Here is a 20,403-nt window from a genome sequence, read left to right on the forward strand (position 1 = left end):
TAGTCACGGCACGTATCGCGGACCATGGATGACGACGGGGCCGCACGAGACGATGCGGCCGCTTCCAACGATACGTTCGCCGAGGAGTACGAACTGGCGACGGACGCCGACGTGATTCAGGGAGAGGGCGGCTCCGACGGTGACGCGGCTGATGACGAGGAGGGTGCGGTCGCCGGCTCGTTCGCTCCGGACCTGAATGTGACGCCCGACGCACCAAAGCCTGAGAATGTCGTCTTCGTCGCACTGGGGGTCTGTATCGCGATTCTCGCGCTCGGGCGGATGTTCCTCGGGGCGGAGATGTACACGCCGTCCGTGCTCGGCGGCGTGGTCCTGTCCGTCGCACTCGGAGCCGCAGTGCTGTACGGGTTCTTCGTCCGGACAAGCGACGCGTGAAGCCACGGTAGTGGCGGTGGCGTGTCACGCCCGACCCCGACACTTAATCCTGCTCCGACACTAAGTGAGGGCATGGTGAACCCGCTGGCGGCGGTTGCCCTACTGCAGGCCGAACCACTGTTAGGTATGTCGCTCTCCATCCTGCTGTTTCTGGCCGGCGCGGGCCTCATCGTGGGCGAAGCGCTCGCTCCCGGGACCCACTTTTTCGTTCTCGGCGTGGCCCTGCTGACGGCGGGACTGGTCGGGCTGTTCATCCCAGCGAGCCTGGGTATCCTCGCACCACTCATCCTTACCGTCGTCGTACTTGCAACGACAGCGGTCACGCTCTGGGGGTATCGAAAGCTCGATTTCGCTGCGCCGGGCCGCGGCCAGACACTCAGCTCTGACTCGCTTACAGGCCAGTTCGGCACTGTGACCGAGCGCGTGACCCGGAGCGACGGCGAGGTCAAGCTGGAAGACGGCGGTTTCAATCCCTACTACCAGGCCCGGAGTACCGGCGACCCGATAGAGGAGGGGACGGAGGTCATCGTCATCGACCCCGGCGGCGGGAACGTCATAGAAGTCGAAGCGGTGGAGTCGGGGGCTGACGAGATCGACCGTGCGCTCGAACGCGACCGAAACCGGGGAGACGAGAGCGACGGCGCCGAACCGGAGCGAGAGTCCGAGCGGGCGTAGGTGTGTGATTCGGTAGTTTGTGACAGTGACACCGAAGCCTTTTCTTTGCGCGCTCCGGAGGTTTGACTGTCATGTTCCCCGCGACAGCACCGCTGCAAGGTCTGGGAGGACTCGTCGGTTTCGTTACCGTCATTTTCCTCCTGTTGGCTATCGCGCTGGTGTACTCCAGCGTCGTGATCATCCGCCCGTACCAGAAAGGTGCCTACACGGTTCTGGGTACCTATCGCGGCGTCCTCGACCAGGGGATTCACTTCATCTATCCCTTCGTCTCTGACGTGACGCGGTTCGATATGCGTACCCAGACGCTCGACGTGCCACGGCAGGAGGCTATCACCCGCGACAACTCGCCAGTGACGGCTGACGCCGTCGTCTACATCAAGGTGATGGACCCGAAGAAGGCCTTCCTTGAAGTCGACAACTACGAGCGTGCCGTCTCCAACCTCGCTCAGACGACCCTCCGTGCCGTGCTGGGTGACATGGAACTGGACGACACGCTGAACAAACGCGGCGAAATCAACGCCCGCATCCGGAAGGAACTGGACGAACCCACCGACGAGTGGGGTGTCCGCGTCGAGAGCGTGGAGGTCCGCGAGGTCAACCCGTCCAAGGACGTCCAGCAGGCAATGGAGCAACAGACCTCCGCCGAGCGGAAACGCCGTGCGATGATTCTGGAAGCCCAGGGTGAACGGCGCTCCGCCATCGAGACGGCGGAAGGTGACAAGCAGTCCAACATCATCCGCGCACAGGGTGAGAAACAGAGCCAGATTCTGGAAGCCCAGGGTGACGCTATCTCGACTGTCCTCCGTGCGAAATCCGCCGAATCGATGGGCGAACGCGCCGTCATCGACAAGGGGATGGAGACGCTCGCGGAAATCGGCCAGGGCGAGTCGACGAAGTTCGTCCTCCCGCAGGAGCTTACCTCACTGGTGGGCCGCTACGGCAAGCATCTCCAGGGCTCGGACGTGAAAGAGAACGGTCACTCGCTTGAGGCGCTCGACTTCGACGACGAGACCCGCGAGATGCTCGGCCTCGACGATATCGAGGAAATCCTCGGCCAGATCGACGAGGAAGCTGAAGTCGATGTCGAGGCGATGGAAGAAGAAGCACAGAAGATCAAGCAGGGTCAGGACTCCGGTCTCGACAGCGCCGACGAGATGATTCAGGAGATGGACGCCGAAATCGACGACGACTCGGGTACGACGGACGTGGCCGGTGGCCCCGACGACACGACGCGAACGTCGGAAGTCGACAAGGACAACTAACTGATAGTCAGGCGAAGACGTTTTATTACCGACCCACCTTTTCAGTAGCAATGACACGTGAGGGCGACGTGGACGAGGACAAGCGGGCGACGCTCCGCCGCTTTGCCGCCCTCGGTGCAGCCAGCCCGTTTGCTCGTTTTGGCGACAGCGGGAGCGAGAGTGACGCGCCCGACGCCATCGCGGGGTACGTCTCGGCACATCCCGGAACGCACTTCTCGAAGCTCCGTGACGACCTCAAACTCGGGACTGGTGAGGCCCAGCACCACCTCCACCGGCTGGAAAACGAGGCCGTCGTCACGTCACAGAAGGACGGCGACTACCGACGGTACTTCCCGGCCGGTCAGTTCTCCGAGTTCGAACAGGTGGCGCTTGGCTACCTGCGCCGGTCGACAGCCCGCGGGATGCTAGTCACCCTGCTTCGCCGCCCGGACGTGACAGCCTCGGAACTTGCCAGCGAACTGGACGTCTCGCGACCGACAGTGAGCAACTACGCCGCGGATCTGGAGTCCGCCGGGCTCCTGTCCAGAGAAGACGGGTACGCAGTGACCGAGCCCGAAACCGTACTGACGCTTCTTATCCGATACGCTGACTCGTTCGGTGACGATGTCGCCGCACTGGCGGGTGAGGCCGATTCGCTGCTGCGGTACGACCCCTGAACTGCGTTCTTCTGCCGAGTCACGTCTCCCGGCCAACACCGGTAATCTCGAATCTGGCCCCGCCCAACTCGCTGTCGGTCACGCTCACGTCCCACCCGTGGACAGCGGCGATTTCGGCGACGATTGCGAGGCCGAAGCCAGTGCCGTTGGACGCGGTCGAGTACCCTGCCTCGAACACCGCGTCCCGCTCGTCTTTGGGGACGCCCGGGCCGTCGTCGGCGACGTAGAACCCGCTGGCGTCTTCGATGTCGCCGACCGTGACCGTCACGCCGTCGCCGTGCTCGACGACAGCGTCTGAGTGGGACGGCGTGGAGCCCTGTTCGACCCCACTGTCCTGTCCCTGCGTGGAGAGCGACCCGTGTGTGACGCTGTTTCGAAATAGGTTCTCCAGCAGGCGACGCAGCCGCCGGGGGTCGGCGACAACGACGCTGTCGGTGTCGGGTACCAGGGTCGCGTTCTTCGTCTCGATGGTCTGCCAGCAGGCGGTCGCGGCGGTGTGTAAGTCAACTGGCTCGGTGGTCGTCGCCTCACGGCCGTCGCGTGCGAGCGTCAGGATGTCATCGATGAGGGTCTGCATTCGCTGGAGGGCGCTGTCGATACTGTCGAGGCGGTCGTTGCCTTCGTCCTGCTGTGCTAGCTTTAGCTGGCCCTGTGCGACCGTCAATGGTCCCCGAAGGTCGTGGCTGACGACGCTGGCAAACTCCTCCAGTCGCTCGTTCTGCATGCGGAGCCTGCGTTCGCGCTCCTTCTGTTCGGTGATGTCCTGAAAGAAGCCCCGAACGGTTCGCTTTTCGGTGCCTTCGACCCGCTTGCCGTGAGTCCGGACCCACCGACAGTCGCCCGTCGCGGTGATGAGTCTGGCCTCGATATCGTACGGCTCCCCGTCTTCGAGGGCCGCGTCGACGGCATCCGCAACGGTCTCTCTGTCGTCGGGATGGTAGAAGGACAGCCCCTCCTCGACCGTCGGTTCGAAGTCGTCGTCGACCCCGTGGATGCGGCGGGTGCCCGCTGTCCAGGTCAACATCCCAGTTTCGTCGAACTCCCAGGCACCGAGATCACCCAGTTCCTCTGCCTCGGCGAAGAAGTCTCGCATCTGCGCGAGGTTTTGTTCGTGTTCAATGCGCTCTGTGACGTCCTGACAGTGTGAGAAGATGGTGACGACGTCGCCCGACTCGTCGGTGACGAGGCGGTTGTGCCACTCGACCATGATGCGCTCGCCGTCCTTCCGGACGTTTTCGTCGACGCTGTGGTAGCCGCCGCTGGCCTCGCTGAGGGCGGAGGTGACCGCGTCGACATCGCCGTAGCTCTCCGAACTCACAAACACCTCCCACGTCTCCCCGAGCAGTTCCGCCTCGGTGTAGCCGAATATCTCTGTGAGCGTGTCGTTGACCCGGACGATTTCGAAGTTCGGGTCGTACTCGACAAAGCCCAGCGGCGACTGGTCGATAAACAGCGAGAGCCGGTCCGTACTCTCTTCGAGAGCGCGCTGTGACCGATACTGCTGGACGGCGTTGGCGATGCGGTTCGCCAGCAGTGCGTAGTGGCTGGTATCGGCTGTCTTCTGCAGATAGTCAGTGACGCCAGCGGAGATGGCGTCGCCGGCGACGGCTTCGCTGCCCCGGCCAGTGTACAGGATGAAAGGGAGGTCTGAGTGCTGCTCGCGGACGGATTCGAGGAACTCGATGCCGTTCTCCCCGGGCATTTCGTAGTCCGAGACGACGCAGTCGAACACCCCCGATTCGAGCCGGGCCAGCCCTTCCGATGCGCTCGTCGCGGTCTCGATGTCGAACGCGGCCCGCTCTCGTTCGAGAAACGCCGCCGTCGTCTCCGCGTACTGCAGGTCGTCGTCGACGTGGAGGACCTGAATCGGGGAACCAGCCTCTCCCATTACTGAGTCTGACTATGGCCCCAACTGTTATCAATGTGAACATTATTGATAGAGAATACGACCGTGTATATCAGGGGGAGCGGAGCTGCTGCAGGAAGTGAGCGACGACACCGAATCCGAGCTACGCGAAGCGACAGGAGCGCCCCGGTCGGCAGTGCGGGTTAGACCCCGCCATGTCCCGGGTCAGGCTTCGACCATCCATGTGGTCGAGGAGGAGTATCCCCACTTCTCGACGGCCACGTCGTGGTCGCCGTTGGCGATGGCCGTCATGTTCGTCCCGACTTCCTTGGCCGAGAGATCGAGTTCGTCGCCGATGAGTCGCGATTTGAAGTACGTCTGGTCGTCGGCGTTGGAACGGAGATACTCAAGAATACGTCGCTGCTTGTCCGAAAGCGGACTGTCGGTGGGTTGTGCGGTGGCGCTCATTAGTACAGTTACATACAGTACCGAGACACCCTTATGGGATTTGGTACAGACGGTTAACGGCTCGCTGTCTTGCGGTTTTCGGTCGGCCGAAGCGGGGATACTGCCGCGAGTTGGGCCACGCGACAGCCGGTTGGTACAGGCGGGAAACACCGTGTGCTCGTCATCCTCCGGTCACAGTCGTTCGCTCCGGCAGTTCTTTAGTAATGGGCCGTTTTGTGGCCGAACGGAGGTCTATCACATTGGAAATTTCGGATCAACTGCTGTGTCTGTTCAGTGCCGATATCCGCGACGAGGGGGACCGGTACGTCGTGGAGGTCCCGCGCCGAGAGATAGAGACGGGCGCAGTCGACTCGGGCAGTACCTACCGCGTTGCGCTCATCTCCGCAGACGAGGCGACAGAAGCGAACGAGGAGACAGTCTCAGACACGCCACCGGATCAGCCACAGCCGCCGGTCGAGCCGGGTGAGACGCGTTACGTCGAAATCGAAGACATCGGCAAGCAAGGCGACGGCATCGCCCGCGTCGAGCGCGGTTACGTCATCATTGTTCCGGGGGCCGAAATCGACGAACGCGTCAAGATCGAAGTTACCGAGGTCAAATCGAACTTCGCGGTCGGCGAAATCATCGACGACGTGTGACGCTACTCGTAGGGGCTGCCGTCGGGGCGCTTTGCCCCTTCGGAGTCGTGGACGACGACCTGTCCGGCTGACCGGTCGACGGGTCGGTAGTTGTCGCGGACGCCGATGGCTTCCGTCAGTTCTCGAATAGCGCGTTCCTTGAGCGCTGCAGCCAATTCTTCGGCGTCGGCTCTGGAGATATCTCGACCGAGGCCCTCACACTCGTGGGCCCGGACCATCCCTTCCCCGTCGACGGCTTCGCCCATCGGCTGGCTCGTCCCGCCGAGCGCGACGCTGAACGGGTAGGTCCGGCAGATGAGCGGGCGGTCGCCGTGGACCGTACAAGCCCCCGTGCCGTCGTCGTCCTCGGCGTAGAACGTACAGTCGCCGCAGTCGTCAGTCTGGAGCGCCCACTCGAAGGTCTCGCCCTCGGGGCCGTCCGGGCCGTCGGCCAGTCCGTACGGCATCGGTCGGGCCACGTCGCGGAAGTCGTACTCCCCGGCCGCCTGTAGCTGCCGGATCTCGTCCGGAAACACCGTCGCCGTGTGGGGTTCGGCGTCGGTTTCTGTGGAGCCGTCGTTCTCACTCTCACTGGCACTACCGGCGACTCCGTCCGTCTCGTCGCCGCTCTCTCCACCCTCGCCACACGCTGACTCAGCCTTGCAGCAGGCCCCACAGCGGGTACATTCGAACCCGATAGTCTCGATTGCGTCGGCCAGTTCCGACTCGTCGAGGGCGCGGGCCCGCTCAAGTTCGGTTTCCAGGGAGTCCACAGCATTGATAGCGGGCCGACGGGCAAAAAGGCGTCAGTCCGCCGGATTCGGTGTGGCTCGCTCGCCATCCCAGATAATAGTGCCCTCGGCAGCGAGCTTCTCAACGTGGGCCAACACTGTCGCACGGGCCAGGTCGCGCACGCCGGTGAGGTCCTTCTCGTAGGCGGCATCGAGGATGTCCGCCAGAGTGGTCGCGCCGTGGTTAATAGCCGTTCGAACGCACCGTTCGCGCTCCAGTCGGTGGCTGATGAGGCGTGCACACGTTTCCCGCGGCGTCTCGATACGCGGACCGTGACCCGGTAATAGCACGTCGGGGTTCATAGCGTGGAGTCGCCGCAGCGACGCGAGATAGGCCCGAACGTCGCCCTCGGGTGCGCCGACGACGACGCTGCCCTCGGCGACGGCGAGGTCGCCGGAGACGACACCCTCGTCGGTTGCGAAGGCGACGTGCTCCGGCGCGTGACCCGGCGTATCGAGGACAGTCACCGGGCCGGCATCGGTCGGAATCGTCGTCCCCTCGCTGAACAGTCTGTCGGGGCTAACGCCGGTCGCGGCCTCGAACGCGTCAGCCCGACCGTGACGGGCCCAGACTGTCGCGTTCGTCTCTCTGGCGTAGTGTGCGACCGCACCGGCGTGGTCAGGGTGGTAGTGTGTGAGCGCAATGTGGGCGAGAGTGCGGTCACTGAGAAGCGAATCGAGCGCATCGTCGGTATCCGCGGGGTCTACGAGAAGAGCCGCTTCGTCGCCGCAAACGTACGCTGCCGTGGTGCCGGTCGGTGCCCGCGTCGGGACGGACACGTCGGCCCGCTGCCAGTCCATGCCGTCCGGTCAGACCGTGAGGAAATAAACCTGTTTGCGTGCGTCGGTGAAACTGTACCGCGAGTCTACCAGCTCGGACTCCTCCAGCCGGTTCAGGGCATACCTGACAGTGCGGTCCGGGAGTAGCGAGTTCTCGGCCAGGTCACCCTGTGACAGCGGAGCATCGTCTTCCAGCACCTTCGCGACGAGCTTCGCGCTCGGCGGGAGTTCACGCAGCGTGTCGCGGAACTCCTCGTCGGTGAACGGTGCCGGTGCAGCGTTTTCAGTTAATGCGCTCATAGTGGCTGATATTCCAGACTTACTGGTAAAACTTGGCTATATGCATGACCAAACAATACAGATTCTATGAAGTGTTTAATGTGTCCTTATACAGAGCCGTCATCCTGCGGTTCCGGTCGCTACCCGCAAACCATGCCCAGAGCTATCAGGGACAAGAGTATGACTGGACCTTGCCTGACTGGAAAACAGCCCGGTCGGTGAAAGGGGATTCCAGTATCGTTTTATCCCCCGCGGGGTGAGCAATACACCGTGAAAGGGCAGGAGTGGTATCAGGCCGACACCGTGGCCGAAGAGTACGAGGCCAAGCGGTTCTCCCGCGGTGGTCGGCTGATCGACCGACGCGAGAAGCAGGCCGTCCTCGACGCAATCGGCCCCGTGGCTGATAAGGACGTATTAGAGGTCGCTTGCGGGACCGGCCGGTTCACTGTGATGCTGGCCGAGCGCGGCGCGAACATCACCGGGCTGGACATCTCGGGACCGATGCTCCAGCAGGGCCGTGAGAAAGCACAGGCGACCGGTGTCGACGACCACGTGGAGTTCATGCGGGGCGACGCCGCCCGACTCCCGTTCCCGGACGACCATTTCGACACCGTGTTTGCGATGCGCTTTTTCCATCTGGCGGACACGCCCGCCGCGTTTCTCGCAGAGATGCGCCGCGTCTCGAAAGAACAGGTCTTTTTCGACACGTTCAATCGGTTTTCCACCCGGTCGATATACAACTGGGCGCTCCCGATGGGCTCGCGGCTCTACTCCCGCTGGGAGATTGACCGGCTATTAGACGGGGCCGGACTGGAACTGACCGACGCGAACCACGACTGGCTCCTTCCGTACGGGTTCTACCGGAAGATTCCGAACGAGCTGGCCGCCTCGTTCCGCTCGCTCGATACGGCGCTTGGCGGCACGCCACTCGGCGAAAAGCTGGCCTCGGTGTCGTACTGGAACACCCACGTATAGCGCATCGCCGCTCAAACGCCTCGTTTTTTCTACCGGGAAGTCCGCGTCCGCCTCCCGCGACTTTTAAGCGCCTTCGCCGTCCTACCCAGAGGTATGGATATCTCGGTAGTGGTCCCGACGCTGAACGGCCGGGAAGAGCTGGCCGGCTGTCTGGACGCACTCACCGAGCAGATTCCGGATGCGGAAGTAATCGTCGTCAACGGCCCGTCGGCCGACGGCACGACCGGCATGATCCGCGACCGGGACGACGTCTCTCTTCTCGTCGAAATCGCCGACCGCTCGGTTACGGTCGCCCGCAACGCTGGGATCGACCGAGCGACGGGGGACGTTATCGCGCTCGTCCATCAATCGCTCTCGGTCGAGTCCGGCTGGGCTGACGCCGTGAGAGACGGTCTCTCGGGGGCGGCCCGGGCCATCACCGGACCGACACACCAGCAGCTGTGGGCCGGAATGACGACCGAAACGGAGGAAACACGGACGATAGCTGGCCGCGACGTGACGTATTTCAACCCCGGCAACGTCGCGTTCGATGCCGAGGTACTAGAGGCACTCGACGGGTTCGACGAGTACCTGAACGTCGGCAGCGCCCGAGACTTCGCACACCGGATGGCCGCCAGTGAGTACGGCGTCGACTGGAGTACGGAAATGTGTGTCAGCCGTGAGTTCGAAGCCGACGGCGGCATCGCCGAAACCGACTGGAACTGGAAGTACCGCTCGCTCGCGTACCGGCTGGTGAAGAACTACAACGTCCGACCGACCGTCCTGCGGCGACTGCTCAGTCACGCGGTCGGTGACGCGACGGACGCGCTGGTCGATGTCGTGCGCGGAGAGACGACGCCGTCCCAGTGGCTCGGCAACGGGCAGGACGTGTTCGGCGGCGTCGGGTCCGGAATCGTCGACGGGATCAGGGCACGCGTGACCGACCGGACACCCCGCCGGAATCCGAACGGTCGTTCCGTGCGTGCGGACCGCGCCGTAACTGTGTACGACTGGCGGTAGTCACAGGCCGGGCCGCGACCGTCCGGTTGGGGTGGTGGCGTCTGCGATCAGGGTGCCAGCGCCTCGATGACGCGGCTTGGATTGTTCGAGAACACCTTTCGCATCGCGTCTTCTGGGACATCCAGTGTCAGTATCTCCATCACGGCCACGTTCGGGTGGACGCCCGGAACGCCGCTCCCGAAGAGAACGCGGTCGGGGTGTTCTAGAACCGCCCGTTCCATCGGCCCCCGGTAGCGGACCGCGCTGGTGTCGAGATACAGATTGTCGTGGACCTCCAGCAGGTCGATGGCTTGTTCCATCAGGTCCTGCCGAAGCGGGTGCGCGCCGAAGTGCGAGAGAATGACCGGGAAGTCGTACGCTAACAGCGATTCGGCGACAGTTTCGGGCGGGAACCCGTCGCCGCCGTGGACGATAACGGGCAGCGATACGGACTCCAGTTCTGCGAGAACTTCTTCATCGGGTAGTCCGTCGGTCGGCGGATGGAGCTTGAAGCCGTAGAACCGGTCGTCGTAGGCGTACTGTTCGATGTCCGCCGGCGAGGTGTGGTCGTCTGTGCGACTACTTGCGAGGTTACGAAGCGTCGACCCGGGGCCAGACCCCGGGTCCCGAGCGCCGTTGACTCTGGCGAAGGCGACCATCGGTCGCTCGACGGTCATCCGGGCGACGGCGTTGTTCGCTTTCAGATACGACCCGTCCCGTTCGTCGGGAAAGACGACGGAACGGACGACGCCGGCCTGGTGCATCTCCCGTTCCAGTTGCTCAGGGTCACCCATGCCGTCACGGGGTCGGCGCTGCTCGTCGGGTTCCAGCCGTGCGTGTACGTCGACGACCCGAAACCCGTGCTCCAGCTCCAGCATCTACTATACGGTGTGTATACACCCATATTAAAAGATGTGCAGGTCCCGCGGGGATTACGGGGACAGCACCGCGCTGTCACCCAACGAGCGGTCCGCGGTGTTAGAAAGTTTTATATAGAACCGCTTGCCTTGTCTTAAGTGAGGTTCAACACATATGTCATCTGGCCAGCGACGCATGGGCGGCCAGCCTCTTTTCATCCTTGATGAGGACGCCCAGCGCACACACGGGAAGGACGCACAGTCATCGAACATCTCCGCCGGAAAGGCCGTAAGCGAGTCCGTACGGACCACGCTCGGTCCCCGCGGCATGGACAAGATGCTCGTCTCCGACGACGGTGATGTGGTTATCACCAACGACGGGGCGACCATCCTCTCCGAGATGGATATCGAACACCCCGCGGCCCAGATGATCGTCGAAGTTGCCCAGACCCAGGAGGACGAAGTGGGCGACGGCACGACGACCGCGTCCGTGCTGGCCGGGGAACTGCTGACGAAAGGCGAGGACCTGCTCGACGACGACGTCCACCCGACGACAATCGTCGAGGGGTACTCCGCCGCCGCCGAACTCGCACAGGACGCTATCAACGAGATTGTCCTCGACGCCGACCTCGACGACGAGACGCTCGTCGAAGTCGCTGAATCCTCGATGACCGGCAAGGGCACCGGTGACGTCGAGGCCGGCAAACTCGCAGAGGTCGTCGTCGACGCCGTCCGCCACGCCAAGAGCGACAACGGCGTCCGTCGGGACAACATCGAAGTCCACTCACAGTCGGGTGCGGCTTCCTCCGCGACCAAGCTCGTCGAGGGCGTCATCGTCGACGAGACGGCCGTCCACGACAACATGCCGACCTCGGTCGAGGACGCGTCCATCGCGGTCATCGACACCGAGCTCGACGTTCGTGAGAGCAACATCGACGCCGAGTACAACGTCTCCAGCGTCGACCAGCTCAACGCCGCGCTCGACGCCGAAGAGAGCGAACTGCAGGGCTACGCTGAGGAAGTCGTCGAAAGCGGCGCTGACGTCGCCTTCGTCACCGAGGACGTCGCCGACCGCGTCGCCTCCCAGCTCGCCAAGGAAGGCGTCTTCGTCGCCGACGGCATCAGCTCCTCGACTGCCAAGGACATCGTCGAGGCCACCGGCGCAAAGCGCGTCGGCTCCCTCGAAGCCCTCGACGAGGACGCGCTCGGTCACGCCGACAGCGTCAACGTCGAGAAGCAGGGCGACGACGACGTGACGTTCATCACCGGCGGCGCGACCGCCGAGTCCGTCACGGTCATCGCTCGCGGCTCCACCGAACACGTCGTCGACGAGCTCGAACGCGCGCTCAACGACGCGCTCGACACCGTTATCGCCGCGCTCGACGCCGGCGGTGTGGTCCCCGGCGCAGGTGCGACGGAGATCGCCATCGCCGACCACATCCGCTCCGAAGCGGCGTCCATCGAGGGCCGCAAGCAGCTCGCCGTCGAAGCGTTCGCGGACGCCGTCGACGTGCTGCCCCGCACGCTCGCGGAGAACACGGGTCTCGACGCCATCGACGCGCTCGTCGACCTCCGCGCCGAACACGAGAGCGAGGGCATCGCTGGCGTCATCAGCGAAGGCCAGACCGGCGTCGTCGGTGACCCCGTCGACTACGGCATCCTCGACCCCGCCGCTGTCAAGCGCGAGGCGGTCGACTCCGCCACCGAGGCGGCGACGATGATCGTCCGCATCGACGACGTCATCTCGTCGTCGTAAGCTGTTTACAACCTGTTTTCTTTCGACTGCCCCGGAGAGCGGCGCAAAAGCGAATGCAACGACCGCAGACGTAGCACCCGCAAACGCAGAAGGTCGCCTTACTCGCTACTCGGTTCGACAGCAAGCGTCAGCGTCGCATCGTGTCCGGTCGCGAGCGCGTCGACGAGGTCTCGGTCGACGTCAGCGGCCGCCGCGTCAGCGTTCACCATCACGGTCCGGTCGTCGACGTAGTCGCTCGTCCGCAGGACGTGGCTCCGGTCGTTCTCGAACGACAGGTCGGGGTGGCCGGTCCCAGTCACAGTGACAGCGTGGTCGCCAGCCTCGATAGTTGCCGTAATCGTCGCGTCGGCGTCCTGGCAGGCCGTCACGAACTCGTCGTCGAAGTCGGCGGGGACGCGGTCGGCTTCGATAGCTAGAATGCAGTCACCGGCCGGTGTCAGGAAGTCGTCGCTCGTCACTTCCAGCGTGCTCGCGTGCTCGCCGGAGACGTTCTCGTGGCCCTGTGCATGGACCACTTCCTCGAGTGTCATACCTCCCGGTCACCGCCGGGCGTACTTCAGCGGGACGACTCCGACCGGACGACGGTAACCGTCACCGCACCGCAGGCACACTCGTGGGCCTCGCGGCGGCCGGCGTCGGTTTCGAACACCAGGGCTGGCTCGCCGAGCGGGCGCTCGCAGTGCTGGGCCTCGCAGGTCGGTGTCGCCGCCTCGTGCAGTTCGGTGAGCATAGCTGGAGAGTAGGCGGCTACCTATGTCAAAGCGAGCCATCCCCGGAGTGAAAGTGAAAGTGAAGCCGTGGGGCAAAGGATATGCCCCAGCGGAACGGGCCACATGGTATGTCGCTGGAGTGGCGCGGCGCGGCGGTTGCGCCGGACGACGAGATGCCGTCCCCGGAAGCGTGGGACCCGGTGTCGGTGCCCGGCCGGCCCGAGCAGTTCGCCGGGGCCGAGGCCGTGGCCTACGAAACGACGTTCTCGGACCCACGGGACGAGAGCGACGCACACACGTTGCTGGTTCTATATGGAACGTATGCACACACGCGCGTGTGGTGCAACGGCGATTTGCTCACCAGCCACGACGCCTACTTCGAACCGCTCCGCGTTCGCCTCCCAGAGAGCGAGGAGTACCGGGTCGTCGTGGAGTGTCGCACGCCCGAGGACCGCTTTGGCGGTCTGCATGCGACCGACCAGCTCCCGCCGGAGCGCTGTGTCCCGGGCATCTGGTGGGACGCGAGCCTCGAAACCCGGCCCGATCCCTGTGTGAGCGAGCTTTCGGTCCAGCCGCAGATGGCGGGCGACGACCCGGAAGACGCCGCCGTCGAAGTGTCCGCGACCGTTCTGACCGAAGACTCCCTCGACGACCGGATTACGCTCTCACTGCGGCCGGAGGGGGACGTTCGCGGCGGGGGAATGATGGACCGAGCCCGCGTCTCGACCGACGAGGAGACGGCGACAGTGACATATACGATGGACGTGCGCGACCCCTCGCTGTGGTGGCCCCACGACCGCGGCGAACAGTCCCGCTACGTTCTCAGGGCGAAGCTCGGTGACGACGAGCACTCGGTGACGACGGGACTGCGTACCGTCTCCTACGACGATGGCCTGCGGGTCAACGGCGAGGCCGTGCCCGTTCGCGGCGTGACGCTGCTCGATCCGACCGTCGAGGATGTCGCACGGGCTGTCGACGCCAATGCAAATCTGGTCCGTGTCCGAGCACAGGGAGCGCCGCCCGAAGTGGCCCGCGCCTGTGACGACCACGGCGTTTTACTCTGGCAAGACCTCCCACTGTCGGGCCCCGGTTCATTCGACAGCGAACGAGGAATTGCCCTCGCAACGCGACTCAATACGACCTACGCACAACATCCCAGTTTCGCGGCCGTGGGCGTTCACGACGAACCGGTGTCGTCGTACGCCGACGGACTCGGGTCCGGCTTCCTCGACCGCCTCCGCTTCCGATGGCGTGCTTGGCGGGCCAGCTACGACGACGCGGACGCCGAGTCGGTGGCAGCGACCGTCAACGAGGTTCCGACGTTTCCCGTTGTCGGCCCGCCCGGCATCGATCCCGACGCGGCCACGCTGTACCCGGGGTGGCGATACGGCGACACGGCCGACCTCCCGTGGCTCTGTTCGCAGTTCGATGTGGGCGACGTCGTCGCCGGCTTCGGCGCTGGTTCGCTTGGGACGCCGACCCCGGACGACAGCTCCGGGTTCGATAGCGCCTGCCACGACCGCCACGTCGACGGCGGCCTCGATGCGTCACAGGCGTATCAGGCTAGCGTCGTCCGCGAGGTCGCCGAGACGCTCCGGCAACGCGCCGCGCCGCTCATGATTGTAGACAGCCTTCGAGATGTTGGTGACGCGGGTATGGGCGTTCTCGCCGCTGATGGGACCGAAAAAACGGCATTCGGTGTCCTCACCGACAGCTACGAGCCCACACAGGTCGTCCTCTCGGACCCGTCACCCGGTGAGCGGGATATCGTTGTCATCCACGACCGTCCAGAAAAGGCGGATCTCACGGTGGAATGGGATTGCAACGGGAATCGCGAACAGGCCGAACACACTGTCGGTCCGTTTGCCCGCGTTACCGTCGACACACTCGTTCTGTCGGCCGGTGACGACGTGACGCTCGCCGCCACTGACGGTCAGACGGTGGTCAAGAACGAGTACTGTATTAATCAGTAATATATTCCCGTGATATACAAGGGAACCACCGTGCGACGTTGACCGTCTCGCCCCCGAAATGTGGCGTGTGAGACGTTGACGCGGTATTCGATGCACCGGAATGTTTAAACAATATCCACCTCTATTTGTAGACACCAGAACGCTTCCGCGTTCAGGCAGTATCGCTTTCAGCCCAACATGAGAGGGAACCCTTGTTATTGGTGTCAGCCCCTCAGTAGTGGGCCGACTGTCTGTGCTGAAGCGGTGATGGCATAGAGGATTCAACAATGGCAGACTCGATAGACGAATCAAAGAACGTTACAGTAACCGAAGAGGATCTCGAAAACAAATCGAAAGGCGAGCTCATCAAACTCGCCGGCCAGCTCCGCGACCGACGGAACGAGCTGAACCAGATGGCGTCCGAGCGGGCCTCCGCCCGCGACGACCTGAACGCGAAAACTCGTGAGAAGGTCGACGAAGCTCAGGAACACCGCGAGAAGCGCGACGAGCTCAACGAGCAGGTTCAGGAACACAAGGACCAGCGCAACGAGCTCAATGCGGAAGCAAACGAGTTGTTCGACAAGGTCGACAACGTGAAAAACGACCTCGAACTCGACGAGGGCACGTCGGTCGAACAACTCAAAGAGGAGATCGAGGACCTCGAATTCAAGCAACAGACAGAAGTGCTCTCCTCTGAGGACGAGAAAGAGCTCATCGAGAAAATCGAGACCAAACGCGAGAAGCTCCAAGAGAAACAGGAGAAGCTCGATCAGGGCGGCGACCTCGAAGAGCTCAAAGAGGAAGCAGAAGAGGTCCGCTCGGAAGCCTCAAAGCACCACCAGAAGGTCACGGAACTGGCCGACGAGGCTCAGAAGCACCACAACGAGATGATCGAGGCCTACCGCGAGGCCGACGAGATCCGTGACGAGGCCGACGAGAAGCACGAGGAGTTCGTCGAAGCCCAGGAAGCGGCCGACCAGCACCACGAGGACTTCGTCCGCGTCCAGAAGCGCCTCCGCGAACTCGACAAGAAGGAAGAAGAGCAGGAGCGCTCCCAGCGCGAGGAGAAGCAGGAAGCCGCTCGCGAGGAAGCCGAGGAGATTTATCAGAAGTTCAAGGAAGGCGAGACCCTCGACACCGAGGACCTAATGAAGCTCCAGAAGGCCGGCAAGCTGTAAGTCTGCGGGATTTTCTCTCTGTTTTCACAGACTATAGATGCATCACTCACTCGGCCTGCTACAGCTCGGTGCGCTCTCTCTCGTCCCGACAGCTCTCGGTGGGGTCCTGTTCGGCCTTGCGCTCGCCGCGCCGCCGGGTCCGATGAACGCCGTTATCGCCGAGGAGAGCGCGCTCCGTGGCTGGCGGGCCGGCTTCTTCGCCGGCCTCGGCGCGATGACTGCTGACGCCTGTTTCCTCGTGCTCGCCGTGCTCGGCGCCGCGACAGTCATCACCGAGACGCCGGGACTGCGACGAGTGATGGTCGGTGCCGGCGGGCTGTTGATGCTCTGGTTCGCCTACGGTGCAGTTCAGGAAGCCAATACAGTAGTTACCGAAGGCGACTCGTCAGTCACGTCGGGGGACAGCCGGGGCTTTCGCAAGGCGCTCGTGCTGGCACTGACAAACCCCTATCAGGTCGCCTTCTGGCTCACCGTTGGCGTGGGTCTCCTCGAACCGGGCGTTGTCGACGTGGCGTCGTACGTGCCCGCAGTCAGGACTGACGCGCTGACCGTACAAACTGGCCACCCGGTGCTACTGGGTGGGTTTTTCGGGGGAATCGGACTCTGGATTACCGGGTTTCCGGCGGCGATTGTCGCCGCGAGAACGCGCATCGAACGGCTTGCACCACTAATTGCGTGGGTTAGCGCCGCTGTTCTCGCCGGGACCGGCGTTCTGTTTCTGCTGCGGGCGCTATGAATCGCCCATCCCAGTCGCCACGTCGTCGAGGTCGTCTTCGACGGCCATGTCGGCGACTTCCATCGTTAGCCACTCCTGGAACCAACGGGTCCGCTTGAGCCGCTGGTGGACGATAGACTCGGCGGTATCGCTCTGCACACGCTCGCGTGCGTCCTCGCCGCGCTCGATGACACGGTCGACCATCTCGGCCGCGTCCATGTGTGTCCGGGACTCATAGCCCATGCGCAACAGCATCAGGGCGGTCCCGTTCGCGCCGACCTTATCGAGGATGTCCGCTTCGATGAGACACTGGACTTCTAGCGGCAGGTCATCCAGTGGCCCCTGATACGAGTGGGCCTCGACGGCGGCACAGACCTGTTCGATAAACGACTCGGGGTAGTCACCGTGTGCTCGCAGATACTCGCGTGCGATCCGAGCGCCGGCTTCCGCGTGGAGGTCCTGCTCGGCTTCCAGTTTTGCGATGTCGTGAAACAACGCTGCGACGCGAGTCACGTCCACGTTCGCCCCTTCTTTGCGGGCGATTTTTGTCGCGATGTCGACGACGTTGAGGATGTGGTTGAAGCGGTACTCCGCGGAGTGCCACGGATACCAGCGCATACGGCCGCCCTCTTCTTCGTTTTCGACGCTCGCCGCGAGGTAGTCGTGGACGAACTCCTTCATTTCCTCGAACGCGTCGGCTGAGACAGGTGACTCCCTAATCTCGACGCCCACAGCACCACCTCCGCAAACAGATTTCGATAGTCATCTTACACATATAGACGTACGTTCGACTCTTTAGCGTTACGACAGGGAGAACGGCTGCCACACCCGGCAATTTCCGACGCGGACGCCGGCCCAGAGCGGCCATCGGCGCAGTCTCTTGAATCTACTCGTCGCTGTCTCTGCCTCTGCGTCAGGTGGGGTCAGTACTTTGGGACAGCCGGCGACTGGTTCTCAGCGGCTGGGAACATCAGTCCGGATTTTTACACCTAATAGATAAATCAGCATATATGCCACTCCAGCCACTCCATCTGCCCGTCGGCGATGTGTCGATTGTGACCCACGCAGCGAACGAACACGTGGCGACTGACGTGGTCGTCGGCGTCGGTATCGCCCTGTGCCTGTTCGGCCTGTACTACAAGCTGGTACTGCTCCCGGCGAACCGACAGGACTCGTCACAGCGCACGGGAGACCAGTCGCCGCCCTAATTACAGGTAGGCGGCGTCCCATCGCATCGGCTTGCGGACGTTCCCACAGCTGTTACATTCGATACGGCCCATCGAATCCATCGCGTTCGCCAGCGTCTCACAGTTACTACAGAAGTAGCCATAGCGGTCGCTTCCCTCCTCGGTGACGTGGACCACGTGGAACGGCGCTATCGACCCGGACTCGTGGTTGTTGTGGTCGACGTAGACCGTCCGACCGTCGTCGCTTATCGGCTCACGCCCGAGCTCTTCGGCGTCGGTGTAGAGGTTCTCGACGTAGGTCCGCCCAGCGATGTCGACTTCGCCCGTGCCAGCGCGTTCGAAGCCACGCTCCTCGTAGAAGCTATTTCCTTCGACGTTGTCGGCCAACACGCGCCCGTGGAGCGTCTCGGCTCCGCGTTCATGGAGCTCTCCGTGGGTCTCGTCAAACAATGCTGACCCAATCCCCTCGCCACGGTACGCTGGGTCGACGTGTAGCCAGAGTATCGTTCCGATGCTATCCCCCGAGAGGGTGCTCTCGGAGAGACCGACCACCTGCCCATCTCGCTCGGCGACGAGAAGCAACCGGTTACTCTCTTCTGTGAGTATTTCGTTGATACGCTCTTCGTCGTACCACTCCTCGATAGCGCTTGTAATCGCCTTCGGCCCCAGCGAATACGACGCCGCTAACGAGCGGCGCGCCACGTCACGGATAGCCGGCCGGTCCGACGACACTGCCTCCCTGATTTGCATATGCCACTAGTTGGCACGGAACATCATAAATCTACAGTTCGATGTCAGAATTTGGGACACTCGTTGGGCTATTCATGCGAACGCGACGATTTGTGGTCACGACTCGAACGTGTTGGCCTGCTAGCGCTGCTATCGTTGCCACGCCACAGAAATGTGGCCGCCGTTTGTGCTCGGATATCGAATCCCTCGGTCAAATTCTCTTGTCCTCTGTGCTCGAATCGCCGAGGCTGGCTGCTGTTTACGAGTTTGTTCGACAAAAGTAGTCCCGGGCGGATTCGAACCGCCGTCAAGGGCTCCAAAGGCCCTTATGATTGGCCACTACACCACGGGACTTCACTCACTACGTTCGCTCGTCCCGTGTACCTCGCAGAACCGTCCAGTTCTGCTCACCACCACGGGACTCCACTCACTATGAGTTATCCGTATTCAGGATAATCGACGGAACGCACTTGAACGCTTCGAGAGCAGTCGGTCAGTCGCTGGTGATTTCGGCCTCGACTTCGAGCAGGCCACAGACATCGCCCTCGGGGTCGAAACAGTCGGGGCACTGCGGCTTACGGTCGATAATCGTATCGAGACGGTCAGCGACCGTTTCGTCGATGACGCCCTCCAGTTGCTTTGCTTCGGCCCGGAACTCCTCGACCTCTAGGACCTCGATAAGGAACCGCTCGATGATACAGTAGTTCTGAAGCGCCTCGCGAGCCTGTGCGATGCCGTCGTCGGTGAGGTCGACGCCTTTGTACTTCTCGTGGTTCAGCAGCCCTCGGTTCTCCAGTTTGCCGATCATCTCGTTTGCGCTCGCCGGGCTGACATCAAGCATATCGGCCACGTCGCCGGTAGATGCTGGACCGTCTTCCTGCTGTTGGGTGAGATAGATTGCTTTCAGATACTGGGCCTGCGTGTTCATTGATAATCCTCCATCAGGTCGGTCACGTCTTCGACACCGTCTGCCTCGTCCTCACGGATATCCGACAGCACAGCAAGCAGCCGCTCGCGGTCGATCGTGAACGTCACGTCGGACGCCTCGATTGCTTCGATGAGGTCGTCGTAGAACTTGTACGCCGTCTCCTCGTTACAGAGCTGGTCGTACAACACGCCGTCGAAGTCCTTGTCGGCCTCGTACTGGGCCTCGACTAGCATCTCGATTTCCTCGAACGGGACGGTATCCGCTTCGAGGTCGTCGATGAGTGCCTCCAGTTGCCGGCGGTGCTCGGCTGACTCCGTCTCGGCGTGTGCGAGGAGGTCAAGAACCGCCTGCTCGTGCGCTCCACTCGTTTCCTCAGCGTGCTTGGCCGACCGTGCCTCGACGACCTCTTCGAGGACGATGCCGATCTGTAGCAGCCGGGCCAGCTGATGATCGGACGCCACCGGCTGTGTAAGACTCACGGCAACACCCCCACTTGGCGTTGTACTGCAGTCATACACGTAGTTCGGGGAGGGCCGGACTTAAGCGGTTCCCTGTCGTCAAGCTGCAACCGGTCAGGTCTGCTTTTGATGAGCCCCGTAGTCGATAGCTGTCTGGGGCCGAAACTGCCGGACGCGTCCACAGCTTTCAGGCTCGGTTCTCAGATGGACCCG

General features: G+C 62.9%; 24 protein-coding genes and 1 tRNA gene. 12 read left to right on the forward strand and 13 right to left on the reverse strand.

Annotated features, from left to right (window positions below; translation table 11 throughout):
* Positions 1 to 24: 24 nt before the first annotated feature.
* The 4 genes from C437_RS11555 to C437_RS11570 all read left to right on the forward strand — a co-directional run bounded on the left by C437_RS11555 (position 25) and on the right by C437_RS11570 (position 2,986).
* Positions 25 to 393: a DUF7312 domain-containing protein gene (locus tag C437_RS11555; RefSeq protein ID WP_004517140.1), complete on the forward strand. Its 369-nt coding sequence runs from the start codon at positions 25 to 27 to the stop codon at positions 391 to 393.
* 72 nt (positions 394 to 465) lie between these two features.
* Positions 466 to 1,068, forward strand: coding sequence for an NfeD family protein (locus C437_RS11560; RefSeq protein WP_004517141.1), 603 nt, complete (start codon positions 466 to 468; stop codon positions 1,066 to 1,068).
* A gap of 71 nt (positions 1,069 to 1,139) precedes the next feature.
* The gene (locus tag C437_RS11565) at positions 1,140 to 2,330 is read left to right on the forward strand and encodes an SPFH domain-containing protein (protein WP_004517142.1); all 1,191 of its coding nucleotides are present in this window, start codon (positions 1,140 to 1,142) and stop codon (positions 2,328 to 2,330) included.
* Between the two features lie 50 nt (positions 2,331 to 2,380).
* Positions 2,381 to 2,986, forward strand: coding sequence for a winged helix-turn-helix transcriptional regulator (locus tag C437_RS11570; RefSeq protein ID WP_004517143.1), 606 nt, complete (start codon positions 2,381 to 2,383; stop codon positions 2,984 to 2,986).
* A 19-nt stretch (positions 2,987 to 3,005) separates the two neighbouring features.
* On the opposite strand, the gene C437_RS11575 is transcribed toward C437_RS11570, so the two are convergent.
* Both C437_RS11575 and C437_RS11580 read right to left on the reverse strand, forming a co-directional pair.
* Complete coding sequence (locus C437_RS11575; protein WP_004517144.1) at positions 3,006 to 4,874, reverse strand: PAS domain S-box protein; 1,869 nt, start codon at positions 4,872 to 4,874, stop codon at positions 3,006 to 3,008.
* Positions 4,875 to 5,057: 183 nt separating this feature from the next.
* Positions 5,058 to 5,300: a DUF7123 family protein gene (locus C437_RS11580; RefSeq protein WP_004517145.1), complete on the reverse strand. Its 243-nt coding sequence runs from the start codon at positions 5,298 to 5,300 to the stop codon at positions 5,058 to 5,060.
* Between the two features lie 239 nt (positions 5,301 to 5,539).
* On the opposite strand from C437_RS11580, the gene C437_RS11585 reads away from it, so the two are divergent.
* Positions 5,540 to 5,938 (forward strand): TRAM domain-containing protein, encoded by a 399-nt coding sequence (locus C437_RS11585; RefSeq protein ID WP_004517146.1) that lies wholly within the window; start codon positions 5,540 to 5,542, stop codon positions 5,936 to 5,938.
* Positions 5,939 to 5,940: 2 nt separating this feature from the next.
* Here the strand turns inward: C437_RS11585 and C437_RS11590 are convergent, their stop codons facing one another.
* The 3 genes from C437_RS11590 to C437_RS11600 are packed head-to-tail and all read right to left on the reverse strand — an operon-like array spanning position 5,941 to position 7,788.
* Positions 5,941 to 6,690: a YkgJ family cysteine cluster protein gene (locus tag C437_RS11590; protein ID WP_004517147.1), complete on the reverse strand. Its 750-nt coding sequence runs from the start codon at positions 6,688 to 6,690 to the stop codon at positions 5,941 to 5,943.
* Positions 6,691 to 6,723: 33 nt separating this feature from the next.
* Complete coding sequence (locus C437_RS11595) at positions 6,724 to 7,509, reverse strand: MBL fold metallo-hydrolase (RefSeq protein ID WP_004517148.1); 786 nt, start codon at positions 7,507 to 7,509, stop codon at positions 6,724 to 6,726.
* Between the two features lie 9 nt (positions 7,510 to 7,518).
* Positions 7,519 to 7,788, reverse strand: a complete 270-nt coding sequence (locus C437_RS11600) for a MarR family transcriptional regulator (RefSeq protein ID WP_004517149.1) — start codon at positions 7,786 to 7,788, stop codon at positions 7,519 to 7,521.
* 249 nt (positions 7,789 to 8,037) lie between these two features.
* Between C437_RS11600 and C437_RS11605 the strand changes: the two genes are divergently transcribed.
* On the forward strand, positions 8,038 to 8,742 hold the full coding sequence (locus tag C437_RS11605; protein ID WP_004517150.1) for a class I SAM-dependent methyltransferase: 705 nt from the start codon (positions 8,038 to 8,040) through the stop codon (positions 8,740 to 8,742).
* 93 nt (positions 8,743 to 8,835) lie between these two features.
* Positions 8,836 to 9,741 (forward strand): glycosyltransferase family 2 protein, encoded by a 906-nt coding sequence (locus C437_RS11610; protein WP_004517151.1) that lies wholly within the window; start codon positions 8,836 to 8,838, stop codon positions 9,739 to 9,741.
* A gap of 47 nt (positions 9,742 to 9,788) precedes the next feature.
* On the opposite strand, the gene C437_RS11615 is transcribed toward C437_RS11610, so the two are convergent.
* Positions 9,789 to 10,598, reverse strand: a complete 810-nt coding sequence (locus C437_RS11615; RefSeq protein WP_004517152.1) for an amidohydrolase family protein — start codon at positions 10,596 to 10,598, stop codon at positions 9,789 to 9,791.
* Positions 10,599 to 10,773: 175 nt separating this feature from the next.
* Here C437_RS11615 and thsA point away from each other — a divergent pair, with 175 nt between their 5' ends.
* On the forward strand, positions 10,774 to 12,333 hold the full coding sequence (thsA, locus tag C437_RS11620) for a thermosome subunit alpha (protein ID WP_004517153.1): 1,560 nt from the start codon (positions 10,774 to 10,776) through the stop codon (positions 12,331 to 12,333).
* Between the two features lie 98 nt (positions 12,334 to 12,431).
* Here the strand turns inward: thsA and C437_RS11625 are convergent, their stop codons facing one another.
* Both C437_RS11625 and C437_RS20635 read right to left on the reverse strand, forming a co-directional pair.
* On the reverse strand, positions 12,432 to 12,863 hold the full coding sequence (locus tag C437_RS11625) for a DUF371 domain-containing protein (RefSeq protein ID WP_004517154.1): 432 nt from the start codon (positions 12,861 to 12,863) through the stop codon (positions 12,432 to 12,434).
* 26 nt (positions 12,864 to 12,889) lie between these two features.
* Entirely contained in the window at positions 12,890 to 13,063 is a 174-nt protein-coding gene (locus C437_RS20635) for a hypothetical protein (protein ID WP_004517155.1), read from the reverse strand.
* Positions 13,064 to 13,171: 108 nt separating this feature from the next.
* On the opposite strand from C437_RS20635, the gene C437_RS11630 reads away from it, so the two are divergent.
* The 3 genes from C437_RS11630 (at position 13,172) to C437_RS11640 (ending at position 16,909) form a co-directional block, all read left to right on the forward strand.
* Positions 13,172 to 15,016, forward strand: coding sequence for a glycoside hydrolase family 2 protein (locus C437_RS11630; RefSeq protein ID WP_004517156.1), 1,845 nt, complete (start codon positions 13,172 to 13,174; stop codon positions 15,014 to 15,016).
* A 266-nt stretch (positions 15,017 to 15,282) separates the two neighbouring features.
* Positions 15,283 to 16,173: a coiled-coil protein gene (locus tag C437_RS11635; protein ID WP_004517157.1), complete on the forward strand. Its 891-nt coding sequence runs from the start codon at positions 15,283 to 15,285 to the stop codon at positions 16,171 to 16,173.
* 37 nt (positions 16,174 to 16,210) lie between these two features.
* A complete protein-coding gene (locus C437_RS11640) occupies positions 16,211 to 16,909 on the forward strand; it encodes a LysE family translocator (RefSeq protein ID WP_004517158.1) in 699 nt (232 codons plus the stop codon).
* Here C437_RS11640 and C437_RS11645 read toward each other — a convergent pair.
* Complete coding sequence (locus C437_RS11645; RefSeq protein ID WP_004517159.1) at positions 16,904 to 17,620, reverse strand: HD domain-containing protein; 717 nt, start codon at positions 17,618 to 17,620, stop codon at positions 16,904 to 16,906. The genes C437_RS11640 and C437_RS11645 overlap by 6 nt on opposite strands.
* A 278-nt stretch (positions 17,621 to 17,898) precedes the next feature.
* Here C437_RS11645 and C437_RS11650 point away from each other — a divergent pair, with 278 nt between their 5' ends.
* On the forward strand, positions 17,899 to 18,096 hold the full coding sequence (locus C437_RS11650) for a hypothetical protein (protein ID WP_004517160.1): 198 nt from the start codon (positions 17,899 to 17,901) through the stop codon (positions 18,094 to 18,096).
* Here C437_RS11650 and C437_RS11655 read toward each other — a convergent pair whose 3' ends face one another.
* The 4 genes from C437_RS11655 to C437_RS11670 form a co-directional block, all read right to left on the reverse strand.
* Complete coding sequence (locus C437_RS11655) at positions 18,097 to 18,825, reverse strand: GNAT family N-acetyltransferase (protein ID WP_004517161.1); 729 nt, start codon at positions 18,823 to 18,825, stop codon at positions 18,097 to 18,099.
* A 260-nt stretch (positions 18,826 to 19,085) separates the two neighbouring features.
* Positions 19,086 to 19,158, reverse strand: a tRNA-Gln gene (locus C437_RS11660).
* 139 nt (positions 19,159 to 19,297) lie between these two features.
* A complete protein-coding gene (locus tag C437_RS11665) occupies positions 19,298 to 19,732 on the reverse strand; it encodes a metal-dependent transcriptional regulator (protein ID WP_004517162.1) in 435 nt (144 codons plus the stop codon).
* Positions 19,729 to 20,211: a hypothetical protein gene (locus C437_RS11670; RefSeq protein ID WP_004517163.1), complete on the reverse strand. Its 483-nt coding sequence runs from the start codon at positions 20,209 to 20,211 to the stop codon at positions 19,729 to 19,731. Before C437_RS11670 ends, C437_RS11665 begins: the two co-directional genes overlap by 4 nt.
* Positions 20,212 to 20,403: the final 192 nt, after the last annotated feature.

It is taken from the genome of Haloarcula vallismortis ATCC 29715 (assembly GCF_000337775.1).
Lineage (GTDB): Archaea > Halobacteriota > Halobacteria > Halobacteriales > Haloarculaceae > Haloarcula > Haloarcula vallismortis.

Bases quoted from the DNA above. Each gene is read 5' to 3' on its own strand.
- C437_RS11555 (WP_004517140.1), top strand. From the start codon at position 25: ATGGATGACGACGGGGCCGCACGAGACGATGCGGCCGCTTCCAACGAT.
- C437_RS11560 (WP_004517141.1), top strand. From the start codon at position 466: ATGGTGAACCCGCTGGCGGCGGTTGCCCTACTGCAGGCCGAACCACTG.
- C437_RS11565 (WP_004517142.1), top strand. From the start codon at position 1,140: ATGTTCCCCGCGACAGCACCGCTGCAAGGTCTGGGAGGACTCGTCGGT.
- C437_RS11570 (WP_004517143.1), top strand. From the start codon at position 2,381: ATGACACGTGAGGGCGACGTGGACGAGGACAAGCGGGCGACGCTCCGC.
- C437_RS11575 (WP_004517144.1), bottom strand. From the start codon at position 4,874: ATGGGAGAGGCTGGTTCCCCGATTCAGGTCCTCCACGTCGACGACGAC.
- C437_RS11580 (WP_004517145.1), bottom strand. From the start codon at position 5,300: ATGAGCGCCACCGCACAACCCACCGACAGTCCGCTTTCGGACAAGCAG.
- C437_RS11595 (WP_004517148.1), bottom strand. From the start codon at position 7,509: ATGGACTGGCAGCGGGCCGACGTGTCCGTCCCGACGCGGGCACCGACC.
- C437_RS11600 (WP_004517149.1), bottom strand. From the start codon at position 7,788: ATGAGCGCATTAACTGAAAACGCTGCACCGGCACCGTTCACCGACGAG.
- C437_RS11610 (WP_004517151.1), top strand. From the start codon at position 8,836: ATGGATATCTCGGTAGTGGTCCCGACGCTGAACGGCCGGGAAGAGCTG.
- C437_RS11615 (WP_004517152.1), bottom strand. From the start codon at position 10,598: ATGCTGGAGCTGGAGCACGGGTTTCGGGTCGTCGACGTACACGCACGG.
- thsA (WP_004517153.1), top strand. From the start codon at position 10,774: ATGGGCGGCCAGCCTCTTTTCATCCTTGATGAGGACGCCCAGCGCACA.
- C437_RS11625 (WP_004517154.1), bottom strand. From the start codon at position 12,863: ATGACACTCGAGGAAGTGGTCCATGCACAGGGCCACGAGAACGTCTCC.
- C437_RS20635 (WP_004517155.1), bottom strand. From the start codon at position 13,063: ATGCTCACCGAACTGCACGAGGCGGCGACACCGACCTGCGAGGCCCAG.
- C437_RS11630 (WP_004517156.1), top strand. From the start codon at position 13,172: ATGTCGCTGGAGTGGCGCGGCGCGGCGGTTGCGCCGGACGACGAGATG.
- C437_RS11635 (WP_004517157.1), top strand. From the start codon at position 15,283: ATGGCAGACTCGATAGACGAATCAAAGAACGTTACAGTAACCGAAGAG.
- C437_RS11640 (WP_004517158.1), top strand. From the start codon at position 16,211: ATGCATCACTCACTCGGCCTGCTACAGCTCGGTGCGCTCTCTCTCGTC.
- C437_RS11650 (WP_004517160.1), top strand. From the start codon at position 17,899: ATGCCACTCCAGCCACTCCATCTGCCCGTCGGCGATGTGTCGATTGTG.
- C437_RS11655 (WP_004517161.1), bottom strand. From the start codon at position 18,825: ATGCAAATCAGGGAGGCAGTGTCGTCGGACCGGCCGGCTATCCGTGAC.
- C437_RS11665 (WP_004517162.1), bottom strand. From the start codon at position 19,732: ATGAACACGCAGGCCCAGTATCTGAAAGCAATCTATCTCACCCAACAG.